General features: G+C 66.5%; 14 protein-coding genes. 9 read left to right on the top strand and 5 right to left on the bottom strand.

The window, feature by feature from the left end:
- Positions 1-27: 27 nt before the first annotated feature.
- Both BA895_RS07575 and BA895_RS07570 read right to left on the bottom strand, forming a co-directional pair.
- A complete protein-coding gene (locus BA895_RS07575) occupies positions 28-1,545 on the bottom strand; it encodes a molybdopterin-dependent oxidoreductase (RefSeq protein WP_070191285.1) in 1,518 nt (505 codons plus the stop codon).
- A 14-nt stretch (positions 1,546-1,559) separates the two neighbouring features.
- On the bottom strand, positions 1,560-2,087 hold the full coding sequence (locus BA895_RS07570) for a hypothetical protein (protein WP_070191284.1): 528 nt from the start codon (positions 2,085-2,087) through the stop codon (positions 1,560-1,562).
- 588 nt (positions 2,088-2,675) lie between these two features.
- On the opposite strand from BA895_RS07570, the gene BA895_RS07565 reads away from it, so the two are divergent.
- Complete coding sequence (locus BA895_RS07565; protein ID WP_070191283.1) at positions 2,676-3,080, top strand: hypothetical protein; 405 nt, start codon at positions 2,676-2,678, stop codon at positions 3,078-3,080.
- A 103-nt stretch (positions 3,081-3,183) separates the two neighbouring features.
- A complete protein-coding gene (locus BA895_RS07560; protein WP_139142552.1) occupies positions 3,184-3,864 on the top strand; it encodes a hypothetical protein in 681 nt (226 codons plus the stop codon).
- Positions 3,865-4,357: 493 nt separating this feature from the next.
- Here the strand turns inward: BA895_RS07560 and BA895_RS07555 are convergent, their stop codons facing one another.
- Both BA895_RS07555 and BA895_RS07550 read right to left on the bottom strand, forming a co-directional pair.
- A complete protein-coding gene (locus BA895_RS07555) occupies positions 4,358-4,684 on the bottom strand; it encodes a DUF308 domain-containing protein (RefSeq protein ID WP_175442274.1) in 327 nt (108 codons plus the stop codon).
- 41 nt (positions 4,685-4,725) lie between these two features.
- Positions 4,726-5,724, bottom strand: a complete 999-nt coding sequence (locus tag BA895_RS07550; RefSeq protein WP_070191280.1) for a LacI family DNA-binding transcriptional regulator — start codon at positions 5,722-5,724, stop codon at positions 4,726-4,728.
- Between the two features lie 142 nt (positions 5,725-5,866).
- On the opposite strand from BA895_RS07550, the gene BA895_RS07545 reads away from it, so the two are divergent.
- The 4 genes from BA895_RS07545 to BA895_RS07530 all read left to right on the top strand — a co-directional run bounded on the left by BA895_RS07545 (position 5,867) and on the right by BA895_RS07530 (position 12,223).
- A complete protein-coding gene (locus tag BA895_RS07545) occupies positions 5,867-7,402 on the top strand; it encodes a xylulokinase (protein WP_070191279.1) in 1,536 nt (511 codons plus the stop codon).
- 46 nt (positions 7,403-7,448) lie between these two features.
- Complete coding sequence (locus BA895_RS07540; protein WP_070191278.1) at positions 7,449-10,076, top strand: ATP-binding cassette domain-containing protein; 2,628 nt, start codon at positions 7,449-7,451, stop codon at positions 10,074-10,076.
- The gene (locus tag BA895_RS07535) at positions 10,073-11,077 is read left to right on the top strand and encodes an ABC transporter permease (protein WP_070191277.1); all 1,005 of its coding nucleotides are present in this window, start codon (positions 10,073-10,075) and stop codon (positions 11,075-11,077) included. Before BA895_RS07540 ends, BA895_RS07535 begins: the two co-directional genes overlap by 4 nt.
- Before the next feature lie 99 nt (positions 11,078-11,176).
- Positions 11,177-12,223 carry a substrate-binding domain-containing protein gene (locus BA895_RS07530; RefSeq protein ID WP_070191276.1) on the top strand — a complete coding sequence of 349 codons (1,047 nt, stop codon included), beginning with the start codon at positions 11,177-11,179 and terminating at the stop codon, positions 12,221-12,223.
- Positions 12,224-12,354: 131 nt separating this feature from the next.
- Here the strand turns inward: BA895_RS07530 and BA895_RS07525 are convergent, their stop codons facing one another.
- Positions 12,355-12,939 carry an HdeD family acid-resistance protein gene (locus BA895_RS07525; RefSeq protein WP_139142551.1) on the bottom strand — a complete coding sequence of 195 codons (585 nt, stop codon included), beginning with the start codon at positions 12,937-12,939 and terminating at the stop codon, positions 12,355-12,357.
- Positions 12,940-13,106: 167 nt separating this feature from the next.
- On the opposite strand from BA895_RS07525, the gene BA895_RS07520 reads away from it, so the two are divergent.
- Genes BA895_RS07520 through BA895_RS07510 form a run of 3 tightly spaced genes read left to right on the top strand, consistent with a single transcriptional unit; the run spans position 13,107 to position 16,436 of the window.
- Positions 13,107-14,336 (top strand): acetyl-CoA carboxylase biotin carboxylase subunit family protein, encoded by a 1,230-nt coding sequence (locus BA895_RS07520; RefSeq protein WP_070191274.1) that lies wholly within the window; start codon positions 13,107-13,109, stop codon positions 14,334-14,336.
- Positions 14,337-14,364: 28 nt separating this feature from the next.
- Entirely contained in the window at positions 14,365-15,288 is a 924-nt protein-coding gene (locus tag BA895_RS07515) for a Type 1 glutamine amidotransferase-like domain-containing protein (RefSeq protein WP_070191273.1), read from the top strand.
- Entirely contained in the window at positions 15,285-16,436 is a 1,152-nt protein-coding gene (locus BA895_RS07510) for an alpha/beta hydrolase-fold protein (RefSeq protein WP_070191272.1), read from the top strand. The genes BA895_RS07515 and BA895_RS07510 overlap by 4 nt, the downstream gene beginning before the upstream one ends.
- Positions 16,437-16,507: the final 71 nt, after the last annotated feature.

The raw sequence follows: 16,507 nt of genomic DNA, 5'->3' as shown, positions 1-16,507 counted from the left end.
GTGTCTGCTTCCTTCCTGCCTGGCCGGTCAGATCAGCTGGTTGCGGTCGTAGAAGTCCGCGTCTTCGAAGTAGCCACCGCGACCCTGCCCGATGATGTCGTAGCGGTTGACCACCTCGATCCGCTCCAGCCACTTCAGGCTGCGGAACCCGGTCGAGGTCTCCATGCGCAACCGCACGGGGGCACCGTTCTTGGCCGGGATCGCGCCTTCGTCATTGAGCTCGAAGGCGATGAGGGTCTGCGGCATCCGCGCCTCGATCATCGGGTTGGACTCGTAGTACGTGCCACCCTCGTACAGGGCGTCGTCGCGGCCCATGTTCTGAAAGCTCGTGTACACGACGTCGGTCGCGCCGGGCAGAGGCCCGGCGAGGTCGAGCAGGTCGGAGACCGTGATCCCGCGCCATCGCCCGATCGAGGAGAAGCCCTGCACACAGTGGTGGAGGGTGGTTTGGGAGTGGCCGTCGGCGAGCTCGCGCAGATCGCGGATGGTCAGCGACATCGGGCGCTCGACGTAACCGCCGATCTCGAGCACGTAGTCGTCGTCGTAGCCGTTGGCCATCAGGGCTAGGTACTCCTTGGCCTCCGGCGGCCGCCCGCTTCCCCGGAAGTTGTGGGTGGTGTTCTGCAGCCCCACATCCTCTCCGGAGACGTTGGAGCGGCTGTAGTGCATCCGGGCCGGCAGGCGGTAGAGCAGGTTCGACCAGGGCCGCACGACCACGTTGTGCAGCCTCTCGACGGCGCGGCCGTCGGCCAGCGTCCAGCGCGTGGCCACGACGTGCAGAGCCACCACGACGATGAGGCTGACGGTGAAGATGATCCCGCCCGCCACCGGAAGGTCGGTGCTGCCGAACACCATCTTCGACGTCTCGTGGGCGTACCCGTGGATCAGCACCATCAGCACGTGCACCACGAAGAACGCGACGTACCCGAGCAGGCACAGGAAGTGGACGGTGCGGATCACCTGACGGCCACCGACGGCGCGGGTGAGGCGGGAGAAGTAGTTGGCGATGGCCGGCGACTGGAACGCGCCGGTGATGATCACCAACGGGGTGAGAACCAGGATGACGAAGCCGTAGGACAGCTGCTGCACCGCGTTGAACGGCATCCCTTCCACGGCCTCGGGAACCGTGAACGCCAGGTAGGCGAGCATGTCGTGACCGGCCTGGGTGAAGGTGTCCAGAGAGGTGGGAACGTAACGGCGCCACTGACCCGTGAAGATCAGCAGCACGAAGTAGATCACCCACGAGGAGACGAACCCCGTGACGGTGATGAAGTGCCAGTACCGGCCCAGGCCCAGCAGCCCGCGGCCCGGCAGGGAGAGGCGGGGGGAGTAGTCGTCGTACTCACCGCCCACCGTGTAGTACTTGTGCTTGGGAGCCCGCTGGATCGTGAACTGGGCCCACGCCGTGCCCGCTACGGTGTGCTGCGAGCGGTACAGCTTGGGGTAGGTGCCCAGGATCTCGATACCCGAGCGAACCAGGAACGAGATGAAGACGAGGTTGAGGAAGTGCTCCACGCGGAGCCACCAGGGAAAGCCGAGATCCACGACGAGGCTCCTTCTCAGTCCATGAAGTTCTGGTCGTCGGGAGCGGCCACGATGATCCCGTACCGCAGGGCCGAGTACAGAACGAGATAGCCGATGGACGCCAAGAGCGTCACGTTCCACGTCGCGGCGAGAACGATGCTGGCGCCGTTCCACACGTACGGGGCATCGCCCGCGAGTCCGCCGAGATAGACCAGCAAGGAAGCCACGGCGAGTGCTGCGCCCCAGGCCCAGATGCGGGCCGAGGTCAGCAGCCCCACCGCGACGAACACGACGGCCACACCGCAGACGGCCCACAGGACCGGGGCGGCGAAGGCGAAGGGTTCGCGGTCGCTCAGGGCGACAGCCGCCGACGCCGCGCCGATGACGGCGACGACGAACAGCAGGAGCAACCGCGTGGCCCGCGGGAGGTTGAAACGCACGTAACGCAGCAGCGGCGCGCGTTTCCTCCCCGGCCTGACGTGCTCGGAGACTCGCATCGTCGCGTTCTGCGTGCCGCGGAAGTCGACACCCGCGCGCAGGGCGGGTGACTTCTCGTCTTCCATAACCGTGTGCTCCCTTCGACAACTCGGCAAACTGCTCATCGGTGCCGCCCGGCACGCCACCAGACAGCCGCAAATCATGCGGTTGGTAGCGATCCCAATCCAGCCGTGCGGCAGGGGAACTCGTCGTTCCAGCACGCATGCCACTGCCTTCGCGCAAGTGAACGCGCCGTGACACGTCGATCGTCAGCTCGTGCGCCGATCGGTGTCATGACCAAGCATCCGCCTGCCAGGACGGTCCGGACAGAGTCGAAGGTCCCTCGAGCGGTGACGGGCCGGGACCCGTCATTGGTGGCCGACGCGTTCAGGGCGGGTTGCGCAGAGGCCCAGAGCCGGGCCGTGCGCCCCTTCTGCTTCAAGGCAGCGAGCAGCTCGGCGTACCCGCTCGGCGCCATCGACCCGTTCACCGCGCATCTTGTCGCGGAACCGCTACCGGATCGTCTCCGCTGGAGCAACGGCGCAGCAGATCGGTCGGCTTATGGTCCAACACCTCGCACAACGCGTCCAGGTGCGCAGACTCAGTCCCTGCGGCGAGCTGGCGCGGGACGTTCGACTCTGCCCGAACCGTCCTGCGCGCCGGATGCTGGGCCTATGACACCGGTCCACACCCCCACGTTCTCGGCAGCCAACGCCGCCGCCGTCACGAACGGTCTCGCGAACCGGATCCTGATCCCGCTGCTGTGCAGCACGGCGGGTACACGGCTGGGGCGCCGGTTGGCTGTGCTCGAGTACGTGGGACGCCGCACCGGCGACCACCACCAGCTCGTCACGATGTACGCCAGCGAGGGACCGACCGTGCAGATCACGGTGGGCATGGCCCAGCACAAGACCTGGTGGCGCAACTTCGAGAACCCAAGGCCCCTCCAGCTGCGGCTGGCTGGCGTTGACCACGACGCGGTCGCGCACGTCGTTCACGAGGGCGAGCACGTGATGGTCGTCGCTGAGCTGGCACCGCCCGCGGATCCTCCGATACGCACCCACCCGGCCGGCTCGTGAGTCTCTGGGCGCCACCGGCCGCACCGCGGCACCATGCGCCAGTGAACCCCATGGCGATCACGGCCCGCATTTCGGTCACGAATCGCCACGTCCGTTGATGAGGGTGGACACCGTCACCCGCCAGCCAACCGCCGGGACCTACCTGAACCTGGGACTGTTGGCCTTCGCGGTCGTGGGGTGGGAGTTGGTGCTGCTGCTCCTCGAGTCTTTCCTCCCGGCTTTGACACTGGTGGGGTCGCTCAGCGCTGCGGTCGTGCACTGGGCGCTGACCGGGGCCGGATGGCTGGTCGGCTCGGCCATCGTCCTACGCGCGGCGCGCCGCCGAGAGGGGTTCATCGCCGATCCCCCTTCCCCGGCGCGCCGGCTCGAGCGCGTCGTCGCTGTCTTTGCGCTCGTAGTGTTGTGTGTCGGGCTCCGGTGGGTGGGCCAGGGCAGTCCTTTTCCGCCGGTCGCCGAGTACGGACGCATGATCGAGCAGTATGCCGACCTGGCCTGGGTGGCGTTGGTGGTGCAGTGGTTGTACTACGCGGCGGAGGTCGTGGTGATGACGCTGATCATCGCGTTTGGCCAGCGCGCCGGCGAGCTTCGGTTCGGCTGCCCCGCGCTGCCGTGGGGAGGGTTCCTGCTCGCTCTCACCTGGGGGCTCGTGCACGTGCTGCTGCAGGGAGTGGCTGCCGGGTTATACGGGATGCTGATCTCGGTCGCGTTCGGGATGATCTTCGTCCTGACCGGGCGCAGCGTGCGACGATCGTCCGCCCCGCTCGTCGTGGCATTCATCCTCTGAGTCCCGCGGCCTATCGGACGCCCTGATCCGGCTGGTTGTGGTGGCCGTCCAGCACGACCGGTGCGCTGTGCGGGTGCCTGCGGCAGCGTGCTCCCAGCTGCGACGTCGGGCGGGTGGTGCCACGGCGCAGCATCGTCACAGGCACCGCAAACAGTCGCTCTTGGTCGTCCCTTACGTCAGCCCCGGGCGGGGTCCAGGATGCGCCGGCGCCCAGGCTCCAGGACTGCGCCAGACAGGCTGAAACCGCGGATGAGCACGTACAGTAGGGCACGCCAAGGACAGCTGCAGGATCAGTCGACCGTAGGCGACACTCAACTGCTTCCGGGTCTGGTGAGTAGATGATGCCAACCGGCGCGAGAGGGGTCGCTCCAGGCGACCCGCCTCGGGGTTCCACTTGCGGCTCACCCCCGCCACTGACGCCCGCTCCAGCGAGGCCCGTTCCGGACCCTCGGCCCTCACGTGATCGGGGGCCGCTCCGTCGTTGAGCGGGTGGTCAGCGCGTAGCGGTGAGGCGTCTGGCCATGACGGCCGCGATCACTTCGGCGATACCGATGATGACCAGCAGGATGCCGCCGAAGCGGGTCAGTAGCTCGAGGGAGTCGCGCGGGAAGAGCGCGACGACGAGGCCGGCGACGAGCGAGATGGTGCCGCTGATGATGAAGAAGATGCGTGCCCCGACCGAGCGGTCGGCCATGACGGACTGGGCGAGGGCGGCGATGCCTTCGAAGATCCAGCCGATCGCGAGGAAGATGGCGATGACGAGCAGTGAGGTGCCGGGTCGCAGCAGGCGGCTGCGAACGTGCGCGAGGCGCGTCGACAACGACGAGATGGGCGAGCTGGGCTGCCAAGGCCTGTTGGCGCTCAGAAGGTCGCGTCCTGAGCGCAGCCACACGACTCCCGGTGGACGAAGGTAGACCGCAGCTGAACTGTTCGGCTCGGCAGATCGGGTTCGGCCAGGCGGGACAGAACCAGCTCACCTGCCTGGGTACCGATCGCCTTGGTGGGTTGGGCGATCGCGGTCAGCCCCGGATGGAACAGGTCGGCCCATTCGAAGTCGTCGAAGCAGACGAGGGCGATGTCGTCCGGGACCCGCACTCCTCTGGCTTTGGCGGCGCGCAGGACGCCGATGGTCATGCTGTTGTTGGCGACAACGAGGGCTGTGGGCGGCGTAGCGAGAGCGAGCAGCTTCGTAAAGGCTGCGGCCGCTCCAGCCTCGGAGGAGTCTCCCGCGGTGAGCAGTTCTCGCCGGAATCTCAGCCTGTTGCGTCGCAGCCCTAACCGGTAGCCTTCCTCGCGTTCATCGGTCGTCGCCAAGCCATGGCGCCCACTGATCATGGCAATACGGCGGTGACCGAGACCGGCAAGGTGGTCGACCAGTTGTGCGGTGGGCTCGAGGCTGTCGGCGCTGACCTGGTCGACGTCGGCAGCCACCGCACGGTCGATGACCACGACTGGGACATCGTGCTTCTTGGTGAACTCGAGGATCTGAGAAGCTTCCCCGACCGGCGCCAAGATTATCGCGTCCACGTGCTTTCGCAGCAGTTCGGAGACGGCGCGCAACTCGGCCCCGGGCTCATCATGGGTATCAGCCAAGAGCAACGAGTATCCCGCTGCCGCAAGGGTCTTCTCGATGCTTTGCACAACGGTGCCGAAGTAGATGTTTGAGATGGCCGACATGGCCAGACCCACCGTTCGGAGGCCAGTGTTGCGGGCTGCACGCACGTCAGGGAGAACGTAACCGATCTCGGTGGCAGCCTGCAGCACGAGTGCGGCGGTGGGCTCTGCGACGGGACGCGTGCGGTTGATGACGTGGGACACGGTGGTGATGGAGACGCCGGCGCGCTTGGCGACTTCAGACATCGTTGCGGCACTTCGAGGTCCGGGACCTGGCATGCGCTGACTGTAGCAAGGGTTGCGTAAATGTTTGCGCAAGCCCTTGCGCAAATGTTTGCGAAGGGTCTACGGTTCTGAAAATTCCCGATTTGCTGGATGAGGAGGTCTGATGTCCGAGGTGATCACGATGCGCCGTGGGCATCAGCCGCCGACGTTTCTGGGAATTGACCTTGGTACGAGCTCGGCCAAGGCCGTAGTGACCGACGCTTCAGGAGCGGTACTGGCCCGAGCCAGGTCGAGCTATCCCGTTGACACCCCGTTCTCGACCTGGTCAGAGTCCGACCCTGATCTGTGGTGGATGGCGATCACGTCAGCAGTCCGAGAAGCCACCGCCGGTGTGGGCCACACGGTCTGCGGAATTGGCCTTTCCGGTCAGATGCACGGACTGGTCACCACCGACTCCGCGATGCGGCCGGTGCGCCCAGCCGTCACGTGGTCGGATTCCCGGGCGGTTGATCAGCTCGCCCTTTACCGTGCCCTTCCCCACCGTGTCAGAGCCCGGTTGGCCAACCCGTTGGCGCCAGGGATGGCCGGCCCGATATTGGTGTGGTTGATGCGTAACGAGCCGTCCAGCTACCAGCAGACGCGGTGGGCGCTGCAGCCGAAGGACTGGGTACGTAGCCGCCTGACCGGCCGGGTGGAGTCTGAACCCAGCGACGCGTCGGCGACCCTGCTCTATGACGTCCTGGGCGACGGTTGGGACGAGGAGCTGGTGGGCATCCTGGGCCTGGACCCCAAGATTCTGCCGCCGCTTCTGCCCCACTCGGGTTCCCATGCGGGAGCGCTGCTACCAGCAGTCGCCGAGGAGTTGGGACTGCCACCGGGTACCCCCGTCGCGGCGGGAGCCGCCGACTCGGCCGCGGCGGTGTTCGGCACTGGCCTGCGTCACCTCCAGGCCCAGATCACCATCGGGACCGGCGCGCAGATCATCGTGCCGCTCCACGCCGCGCTACCGAGGGCGCCCGGTTCAACGGTTACTCATCTCTACCGCGACGCGACGCCGCGCGGATGGTACGAGATGGCCGCAGTGCAGAGCGGCGGCCTAGCCCTTTCCTGGGTGACCCAGGTTCTGGGTGCGTCGTGGGCTGAGCTGTACGACTCAGCGAAGACCCCCGTGCTGTACGACGACCCCATCTTTCTGCCGCATCTGACCGGTGAGCGTACGCCGTACCTCGATCCCACGATGCGAGGCGCCTGGACCGGGCTGGATGCGCACCACCACCGGATCGCCTTGCTTCGGTCTGCGCTCGAGGGAGTCGCCTTCACTCTCGCCGAGGCTATGGACAGCCTCACAGGACTCGACCTGGAGACCGGCCACCTTCGTATCGCGGGAGGCGGCAGCACCCATGCCGCCTGGCAACAGATGCTGGCCGACATCCTCGGACGCCCCCTGGCTACGGTCCACGTACCCGACGCGTCCGGCCGCGGAGCGGCCCTGCTTGGGGCATGCGCTGCCGGGTACCTCGACGAGACCGCGATTTCCTCGCTCTCGGCGCCGGAGGTGCTACCGGTGACCCGCCCCAACGTGCAGTGGTCTGGTGTGTACGCCGATCGGCGCCAGACGTTCCAGCGAGTTCTCCACGCCGTGCGACGTGCACGCGCCGTGGACGCCTCTAAAGCCAGCGCGCAGAGGAGCTACGCATGACCCGCCGACCGACCCAGAGCTGCCCCACCAGAGCAGGAGCGACGAGATGACTGCCAGTTCGCCAGACCGAATCGACGAAGACCAGCACGACACCGGAGGGCACTCACGCGTCGTAGCCGAGCTGGTCGGTGTGTCAAAACGGTTCGAGTCCAACTACGCAGTCCGCCAGCTCTCGCTCTCGATGCGAAGTGGAGAGGTTCTGGCCCTGGTCGGGGAGAACGGCGCGGGCAAGAGCACCTGCGTAAAGATGCTGGGTGGTGTCTACCACCCCAGCGAAGGAGCGATCCGGATCAACGGGGAGGAAGTCGAGCTGCGGACCCCCTTGGACGCCCAGCGCCTGGGCATTGCCGTCGTCCACCAACACCCAGGCCTGTTCCCAGACCTACCGATCTATGAGAACGTCTACGCCGGGCAGCCACTCACGTCCAGGTTCGGTCTTCTTGACCACGCGCAAATGCGAGATGAAGCACGCAAGTGGCTCGAGATGCTGGGGTTGAAGGTGGACCCGGGCCTGACTACCGGGTTGCTGAGTACCTCCGAGCAGCAGCTGGTTGAGATCGCCAAAGCCCTTGCCTTTGACGCCCGCATCCTTATCCTCGACGAACCCACCGCCTCGTTGACCATCGGGGAGACCGACCGGCTGTTCAAGGTGATCGAGAACCTGAAGGCCCACGGCGTCGCGATGCTCTTCGTCGGCCACCGGCTCGAGGAGATCATGGCCGTGTCCGACCGGATCACCGTCATGCGCGACGGGCAGTGGGTCGCTGATCTGCTGACCCCGGACACCACCCAGCAGCACATCGTCGAGCTCATGGTCGGCCGCGAGCTGACCGATGTCTACCCCGCGAAGGTCGCCACCATCGGCGACGTTGTGCTGCAGCTGGACGACCTCAGCGTGGCCGGAAACTTCTCGGACGTCAGCATCGAAGTGCGTGCCGGGGAGATCGTCGGACTGGCTGGATTGGTCGGTGCCGGCCGCACGGAAGTCGCCCGCGCGGTGTTCGGGATCGACAAGCCCAGCCACGGCCAGATCCAGCTCAACGGCAAAACTCTGCGGATTCCGTCACCAGCAGCCGCTCTGTCGCACGGCATTGCCTACGTCTCCGAGGACCGCCGCGGGCAGAGCATCATTGAGGACTTCTCGATCCTCGACAACGCCACCCTCCCGATGGTCGCGGAGGCGTCACGGCTGGGCCTGATCCAACGGCGCGCCGAGTTCGCCCTGGTCGACGGACCGCTACAACGAATGCGACTGAAGTTCGCGAACTATGCCCAGCCCATCGGTAACCTCTCCGGAGGCAACCAACAGAAGGTCGTGCTGGCCAAATGGCTGGCCACCAACCCCAAACTGTTGATTCTGGACGAACCTACGCAAGGCGTCGACATCCAGGCCAAGGCCGAGGTGCACCACATCGTCGCCGACCTGGCCGAGCAAGGCCTGGCGATCCTGATGATCTCCTCAGATATGCCTGAGCTGCTGGGTACCTGCGACCGGATCTACGTTATGTACCAAGGCCGGATCACGGCGCAGTTCGACGCTGAGACGGCCAACCAGATCGACATCGGGCTGGCCGCCACGGGTGTGCTCGAGTCGAGCACCAAGCTTGGAGCCATTTCCGACTCGGACCTCGAGGAGCTGGAGGTCGAGGAGGAGAAGAAGAAGACCGAGCTGGTCAGCATCACGCAGAAGAAGCGACCCTGGTGGCGCAAGATCGTCGCTCGACGAGAGTTCGGTCTCTTCGCCGCCATCCTGCTCGTCCTGCTTCCCCTGGGCATCATCAACCCGAACCTGCTCAGCCCGTCGAACATCGGTGACCTCGGGGTCACCACCGCGCTCTACGGGGTCGCTTGCCTCGGCCAGATGGTCGTGATGCTGACGCGCAACATTGATCTCTCCCTGGGTTCGATCATCGGCCTGGCCGCCTATGTGTCCGCATCGACGATGAGCAACATGCCCAACGCCCCGGCCATCCTTGGAATCGTTGTGGCGATCGGCGTCGGCCTGCTCTGCGGCGCCTTCAACGGGGTGATCGTGGCCTACGGACGCGTGCCTTCGATCGTCGTCACGCTCGGCACCCTGGCCATCTTCCGGGGGGTAGACGCGATCCTCTCAGACGGACAGCAGATCTCCTCGGGCATGGTGCCCTCGCAGTGGCTGTCCTGGACTGCAGGCAAGCTCCTCGGAATCTCCCTGCTGGTCTGGATCGGCCTGATCCTGTTTCTGCTCTTCGCGGGCTTCCTGCGATGGACCAGGTTCGGACGCGATATCTACGCCACCGGGTCCAACCCCGACGGGGCCGACCTGATCGGTATCAAGACCCAAGCCCGCACGTTCGCGGCTTTTCTCATCTCCGGCACCCTCGCTGGGTTCGCTGGCGCCATGTGGGCCTCTCACTTCGCCACCGTGGACGGACAGCTGGCTTACGGGCTCGAGCTCACTCTGGTCGCGTCCGTCGTTGTCGGCGGCGTCTCGCTGCGGGGTGGTGCAGGGTCCGTGAGCGGCGTTCTGCTGGGGACGATCGGTTTGATCATCATCCAGAACGCCATCACCGTCGCTCGCATCAACCCCTCCTACCTACAAGCCTTCTTCGGCGGCGCAATTCTGCTCACAGTCCTGATCGACACCATCCTGTCGCGGCGTAGCGCACAACAGATGCGAGGAGCACGAGCATGAAGGCCAAACTGATCGCCCAGCTCAAATCCTGGGAGTTCATCCTGTTGATCCTCGTGGTGGTCACTCTCGTCCTCGCCGCGGCCGTCGTTCCTGGGTTCACCCAGCCGTTCAGCATCTCGACCGCCCTGGCAACCTTCGCACCCGCTGCGCTGATGGCTCTGCCGATGGCACTGCTCGTGATCGTGCGCGACATCGATATCTCCGTGGCCAGCATCGCTGGACTCTCCTCGGTAGCAGGCGGGCTGGCCATTCAAGCTGGCCAGTCGCTGCCCGTCGTCATCATCGTTGCTCTGCTCGCTGGGGTCCTCTGTGGCGCCATCAACGGGTTCTTCGTCGCGCTCCTCGGATTGCCGGCGCTGCTGGTCACCCTCGGGACCTTGGCCCTGTTCCGGGGGCTTTGCTACGTCCTCCTCGGGGGAACGCCGATCTCGCCGGTTCCCGACTTTTTCGCCGCGCTCGGCAACAACAACATCCCTGGTCTGATCGTCCCTTGGGCGATCGTGCCCTTCCTCGTCCTGTCTGTCGTCTTCGCCGTCGTACTTCACCGCGGCACCGTCGGCAGACGGATCTACGCCATCGGAGGTAACCCTGACACCGCCCACTACAGCGGTATCCACGTCACGCGCATCCGTTTCGTCCTGTTCACGATCTCCGGAGTCGTGGCCGCTCTTGCTGGTCTGATCAACATCGGGATCACGAGCCAGATCGCTCCCGACGGGGCTCTGGGCGTCGAGCTCGACGTCATCACCGTGGCCTTCCTCGGTGGCGTCAGCGTGCTCGGCGGCAAGGGACGTATTACCGGAGTCTTCCTGGCGAGCGTCCTCATCATGACGCTGCGCAAGTCGCTGCAGCTGGAGAACGTCAGCGGCTACACCCAAGGCATTGCCGTCGGGGGCGTGCTCATCCTGAGCCTTCTGGTGACAAACCTCTTCCAGCAGCTCATCGGCTCGGTCCGTAACCGCCGCAAGTCAGCCCTCGGATCTGGCCCGTCGCCTGCGTGACACGCAGCCGCCCCGGGCATCGCAGACCTACGAAAATCCGCACACCCCGAACCGGCAACCAGGATATCCGTCCTGCCATCCCACCCGTAAGGAAGCATCATGAACCGCATATTCAAGTCAGCCACTCTCGGAGGAGCCACCATCTTGGCCTTCTCCCTGACCGCTTGCGCCTCGGCCACCACCCCAGATGCCAGCGGTACCGGACAGGCGGGTGGCAAGTGCGTCACCGGACCCGTCAAGGTCGGGATCATCCCCAAGCTCGGCACCGACCCCTACATGGTCACCGTCAAGAAGGCCGCTGAGGCTGCTGCTGCGAAGGACGGCTCTACCGTCATCTACACCTCACCCAGCGACGCGACCGGTGCAGCCCAGATCCCGTTCGTCAATCAGCTCATCTCGCAGAACGTCAACGCGATCATGATCTCCGGTAGCGATCTGAACAGCACCTCTGCCGCCCTCGCGAAGGCCAAGGCGGCCGGGATCAAAGTCGTGTCCTGGGACTCGGACATCGCACCGGAGTCGCGTGGGTTCTTCCTGAACCAGGCCGACACCAGCAAGATCGGTGACCAGATGCTGATGTCTATGGCCAAGATGATGAACAACGAAGGGGAGTTCGCGATCCTTTCGTCAACGCAGACCGCGGTGAACCAGAACGCCTGGATCGCCAGCATCAAGGCCAAGCTCGCCAAGGACCCGGCCTACGCGAAGATGAAGCTCGTGACCGTGGCCTACGGCGAGGAGAAGGCCGACGTCAACGCGCAGAAGGCCAAGGAGCTCGTTCAGGCCTACCCGAAGCTGAAGGGGATCATCGTCCCGGCTGGTATCGGTCTGCCGGCCGCCGCTGAGGCGCTCACTCAGAGCGGTGACCTCGGACGCGTCAAGATCTCTGGCCTGGCCCCGGTAACGCTCATCAGCCAGTACATCAAGACCGGCAACGTGCAGGCTGTCTGGTGGAACGTCGGCAACCTCGGCACCCTTGCGTTCAACACCGCGAAGATGTACGCGCAGTGCAAGATCGAGCCCAAGGAAGGCACCAGCTACACCGTCGACGGACTCGGCAAGTTCACGGTTGGTGCTGACGGGGTGGTGCTCCTCGGTGAGCCCACGATCGTCACACCGGAGAACCTGACCAGCTTCCCCTTCTGACGGTCGCCGGGTTCGACGACGAGCCCGAGCAGGGGTGAGACGCGAGCCGGCGTGGCGAGGGTCCGGAACCAGGCGGTTCCGGACCCTCGGCCCTCACGTGATCGGGGGCCGCTCCGTCGTTGAGCGGGTGGTCAGCGCGTAGCGGTGAGGCGTCTGGCCATGACGGCCGCGATCACTTCGGCGATACCGATGATGACCAGCAGGATGCCGCCGAAGCGGGTCAGTAGCTCGAGGGAGTCGCGCGGGAAGAGCGCGACGACGAGGCCGGCGACGAGCGAGATGGTGCCGCTGATGATGAAGAAGATGCGTGCCCCGACCGAGCGGTCGGCCATGACGGACTGGGCGAGGGCGGCGATGCCTTCGAAGATCCAGCCGATCGCGAGGAAGATGGCGATGACGAGCAGTGAGGTGCCGGGTCGCAGCAGGCAGATGATGCCGGCGATGACGGTGAGCACGCCCATCACGATGACCAGCGGCTTGAGCCATGGTGGTTCGGCCGGCGCGACACTGCTCAGCGCGATGCGCAGGGCGCCGAGAACGATGAGCTGGATGCCGAAGAGCACCGCAACCACGAGCAGGGTCGCGCCCGGCCAGGCGAGCACGAGAATGCCGATGATGATCGACACCGCCCCCATGCCGATCCCGGCCGGGCCCATGGCGGGCATCGCCACCGGCGTCGCAGAGCGGGGCGGAACGCTGGGGCTTGGGGTCGTCACGACAGCCTCCGAGAGGTCAGAGACGGCACGGGATGCGCCATCACCACAGTTTCGCGCCCGGCGACCACAAAGCGAAGCACCCTCGCTCACCCGTTTCGGATGAATGCACCCCCGGCCGGGGCGGATGCCGCATGGCGGGGGGCCGCGCCGCCCCCTAGAGTCGGCTCGTGAACATCATCTTCGTCGAGCCCGGCTTTCCGGCGAACCAGCGTCGGTTCGTGCACGCGCTCGCCTCCGTGGGGGCGAACGTCTACGGCATCGGCGAGTCGGAGGAGGGGCATCTCGGCGACGACCTGCGCGACGCGATGAGCGGCTACTACCGCGTCGGCTCCGTCACGAACGTCGACCAGATGGTCGAGGCGGTACGCCACATCCAGGACCACGTGTGGGTCGACGGCCTCGAGGCGACGGTCGAGGCACACACCATGCCGGCTGCGCACGTGCGCGAGGCGACCGGCATCCCCGGAACGAGCGTGCGCACCACGTGGCTCTGCCGCGACAAGCCCTCGATGAAGGAGGCGCTGCGGCAGGTGGGAGTGCCGACGGCCGCGAGCGCCGCCGTCGACTCCGCCGCGGAGGCGCACGCCTTCGCCGACCAGGTCGGGTACCCGTTGATCCTCAAGCCGCGCAGTGGCGCCGGCGCGCAGGGCACGAGCCGCGTCGACAACGACGAAGACCTCATGCGAGCCCTGCAGTCGTTCGCGGCCGAGGGCGCCACCTCGATCGCGATCGAGGAGTTCGTCGAAGGGCACGAGGGCTTCTACGACACCATCACCCTCGACGGGGCCGTGGTGCACGACTGGGCCACGCACTACTACCCCAACGTGCTCGAGGCGATGCGCCACCGCTGGATCTCGCCGCAGTTCATCACGACCAACCGCATCGACGACCCGAGCAACGACTTCTACCGGGAGGTGCGCGAGCTCGGCCACCGCGTCATCGAGGCCCTCGGCATCGAGACGTCGGCCACGCACATGGAGTGGTTCTACGGCCCTAAGGGCCTGAAGTTCAGCGAGATCGGATGCCGGCCGCCGGGCGTCGGCGCGTGGGACCTGTACTCGGCCGCCAACGAGGTCGACGTCTACCGCGAGTGGGCGCACGTCATCACCCACCGCGCTCCCGAGCAGGCGATGAAGCGGTCGTATGCAGCCGGCATCGTCGCGCTGCGGCCCGACCACGACGGTCAGATCGCGGGGTACAGCGGCGTCGACGAGATGCAGGCCCGCTACGGCGAGTGGATCATCGACGGGCACTTCCCGCCGGAGGGCCACGGCACGCAGGCCGTCGAGGCCGGTTACATGGCCAACGCCTACGTGCGGCTGCGCCACCCCGACTACGACGCCGCCCACGCCATGCTCGACGACATCGGACGCACGATCCACGTGCACGCCGGCTGACCGCCGACGCCACCGATCGAACGACACGATGACGACCATTCTGCTGGGCCCCCAACGGTTCACGATCACTGTCGACAAGACGTTGCGCTCGCTGGGCCTCGAGGGCTCTGTCGCCATGATCAACTCCGGCTGGGAGGAACGCGAGGGCGACGACGACGAGCTGGGTGGCTACCTCCAGGGCCGTGGTGACAACCTGCGCCTCTACCATCGGCTGGTCGACTCCCTCTCCAAGGACCGCGACTTCGCCCGGGCTGCGCTGCGCTTTCGTGACCGTCACGACGAGCTGAGGGCCTTCTACGGCATCCGGCTGCAGGGCGCCGTCGAAACGGTGGCGGCGGTCGCACACCGCACGTCCGTCGAGTCGATCGGGCCGGTGGCCCACAGCGCGGCCATCGAGGCGGTGCGCGATGTCGACCGCTGGTACGGCGAACAGCTTGAACAGCTGCACGACGAGATCGCGACGGATGCGGCCGAGCACAGCGAGGTGATCGGCTGGCACCGCTCAGAGGTGGCCGGGGCCCTGGACGCGTGCGCGGCGGTGGTGATCGCGGGCGGCGACGTGCGGTCGCTGATGCGCACACTGCGGCTGTTCGACGTGCGCATCCCGGCCGACAAGCCCGTCATCGCGTGGTCGGCCGGCGCCATGGCCCTCACCGAGCAGGTCGTGCTCTTCCACGACTTCGCCACCCACGGCGTCTCCGCCTCGGAGGTGTACGACCGCGGGCTGGGCCGGGTGCGAGGTATCGTCGCGCTGCCACACGCCCGGCGTCGGTTGCGACTTTCTGACACCGACCGGATGTCGTTGCTGGCGCGACGCTTTCCCGACCAGCGCCTGCTGTTGCTCGACGACGGCGCGGTCGTTCGCCTCGACGACGACGGGCCCGACCTGCCCTCCGGCTCGCGCACCATCGGCGCCGACGGCGCCGTGTCGGTTGTCGAGGATGCCGCATGAGCCCCAGGGACCGGCTCGCCGTCAACCGGCTCAAGGCCAAGCTGCCGCTCGACGGGCCGACCATCGACCGCTTCATCGGCAGGCACGGTTCACCCATCATCGAGGGCGAGCGGGCCACCTTCTTGTTCCGGGGAGAGGTCGACGAGGTGTGGCTGCGCCACCGGGTCGTCGGGCTTCCCGACCCGATGGCACTTGAGCGCATCGGCGACTCCGACCTCTGGGCCGTGACGACCGTGCTGCCCGAGGGGTCCCGGGTCGAGTACCAGCTCGAGATCCGCAAGGGCGAGAGCTACGAGCGCTTCAACGACCCGCTCAACACCCGGCTCGCCCACAGTCCGATGGGGTCGTCGTCGGTGTGCGCGGCGTTCGGCTACCGCGTTCCCGACTGGGTCTCGCCCGACCCCGAGGCCCGGCCCGGTGAGCTCGTCGACGAGGTGATCCAGAGCAAGGCCTTGGGCCGCGACCAGCCGGTGCAGATCTACCTGCCGGCCCGCTACAACCGCGCGCAGCGCTACCCGCTGCTCGTGGTGCACGACGGCCCCGACTACCTGGCCTACACGTCGATGAAGACGGTGCTCGACAACCTGATCCATCGGCTCGATGTCGACCCCCTCGTCGTCGTGTTCGTGCCGCCGGGTGACCGCCTCAAGGAGTACCCCAACCACGCCCCCCACGCCCGGTTCATCACGCAAGAGCTGGTGCCGCTGCTCAACGAGCGGCTCCCGCTGATCGACACCCCAGAGGCGCGCTCGCTGATGGGCAGCTCGTTCGGGGGAGTGGCCTCGCTGTCGACCGCCGCGCGCTACCCCGGCTTCTTCGGCTCGCTCATGCTGCAGTCAGCGTCGCTCGTGTCGACCGACATCGGCTTCGACCACGGGGGCGGCCCGGTCTTCGACCCGGTGGTCAAGTTCGTCAACGGCTATCGCGAGAAGCCGGAACAGGTCGTCGACCGCATCTACATGACCTGCGGCGTCTACGAACCGCTCATCGCGCCTAACCGGTCGATGGTGCCGGTGCTGCGTCACACGGGCACGAAGGTGCACTACACGGAGTCGCGTGACGGTCACAACTGGGAGAACTGGCGCGACGGTCTCGGCGGGGGCCTCTCGTGGCTCTTCCCGGGGCCCCAGAAGTTCGTCTACGAATGAGAGTGCACGTACGGGGCGCTGGGCATCGAGCCCCGTCGCCGGTTCGAACGCCGTCACGGCCGAGGCAGCAA

Source organism: Humibacillus sp. DSM 29435, assembly GCF_001758225.1.
Taxonomy (GTDB): domain Bacteria; phylum Actinomycetota; class Actinomycetes; order Actinomycetales; family Dermatophilaceae; genus DSM-29435.
This window is presented reverse-complemented; position numbering and strand designations above follow the sequence as displayed.

Bases quoted from the DNA above. Each gene is read 5' to 3' on its own strand.
- BA895_RS07570 (WP_070191284.1), bottom strand. From the start codon at position 2,087: ATGGAAGACGAGAAGTCACCCGCCCTGCGCGCGGGTGTCGACTTCCGC.
- BA895_RS07565 (WP_070191283.1), top strand. From the start codon at position 2,676: ATGACACCGGTCCACACCCCCACGTTCTCGGCAGCCAACGCCGCCGCC.
- BA895_RS07550 (WP_070191280.1), bottom strand. From the start codon at position 5,724: ATGTCTGAAGTCGCCAAGCGCGCCGGCGTCTCCATCACCACCGTGTCC.
- BA895_RS07545 (WP_070191279.1), top strand. From the start codon at position 5,867: ATGTCCGAGGTGATCACGATGCGCCGTGGGCATCAGCCGCCGACGTTT.
- BA895_RS07540 (WP_070191278.1), top strand. From the start codon at position 7,449: ATGACTGCCAGTTCGCCAGACCGAATCGACGAAGACCAGCACGACACC.
- BA895_RS07535 (WP_070191277.1), top strand. From the start codon at position 10,073: ATGAAGGCCAAACTGATCGCCCAGCTCAAATCCTGGGAGTTCATCCTG.
- BA895_RS07530 (WP_070191276.1), top strand. From the start codon at position 11,177: ATGAACCGCATATTCAAGTCAGCCACTCTCGGAGGAGCCACCATCTTG.
- BA895_RS07515 (WP_070191273.1), top strand. From the start codon at position 14,365: ATGACGACCATTCTGCTGGGCCCCCAACGGTTCACGATCACTGTCGAC.
- BA895_RS07510 (WP_070191272.1), top strand. From the start codon at position 15,285: ATGAGCCCCAGGGACCGGCTCGCCGTCAACCGGCTCAAGGCCAAGCTG.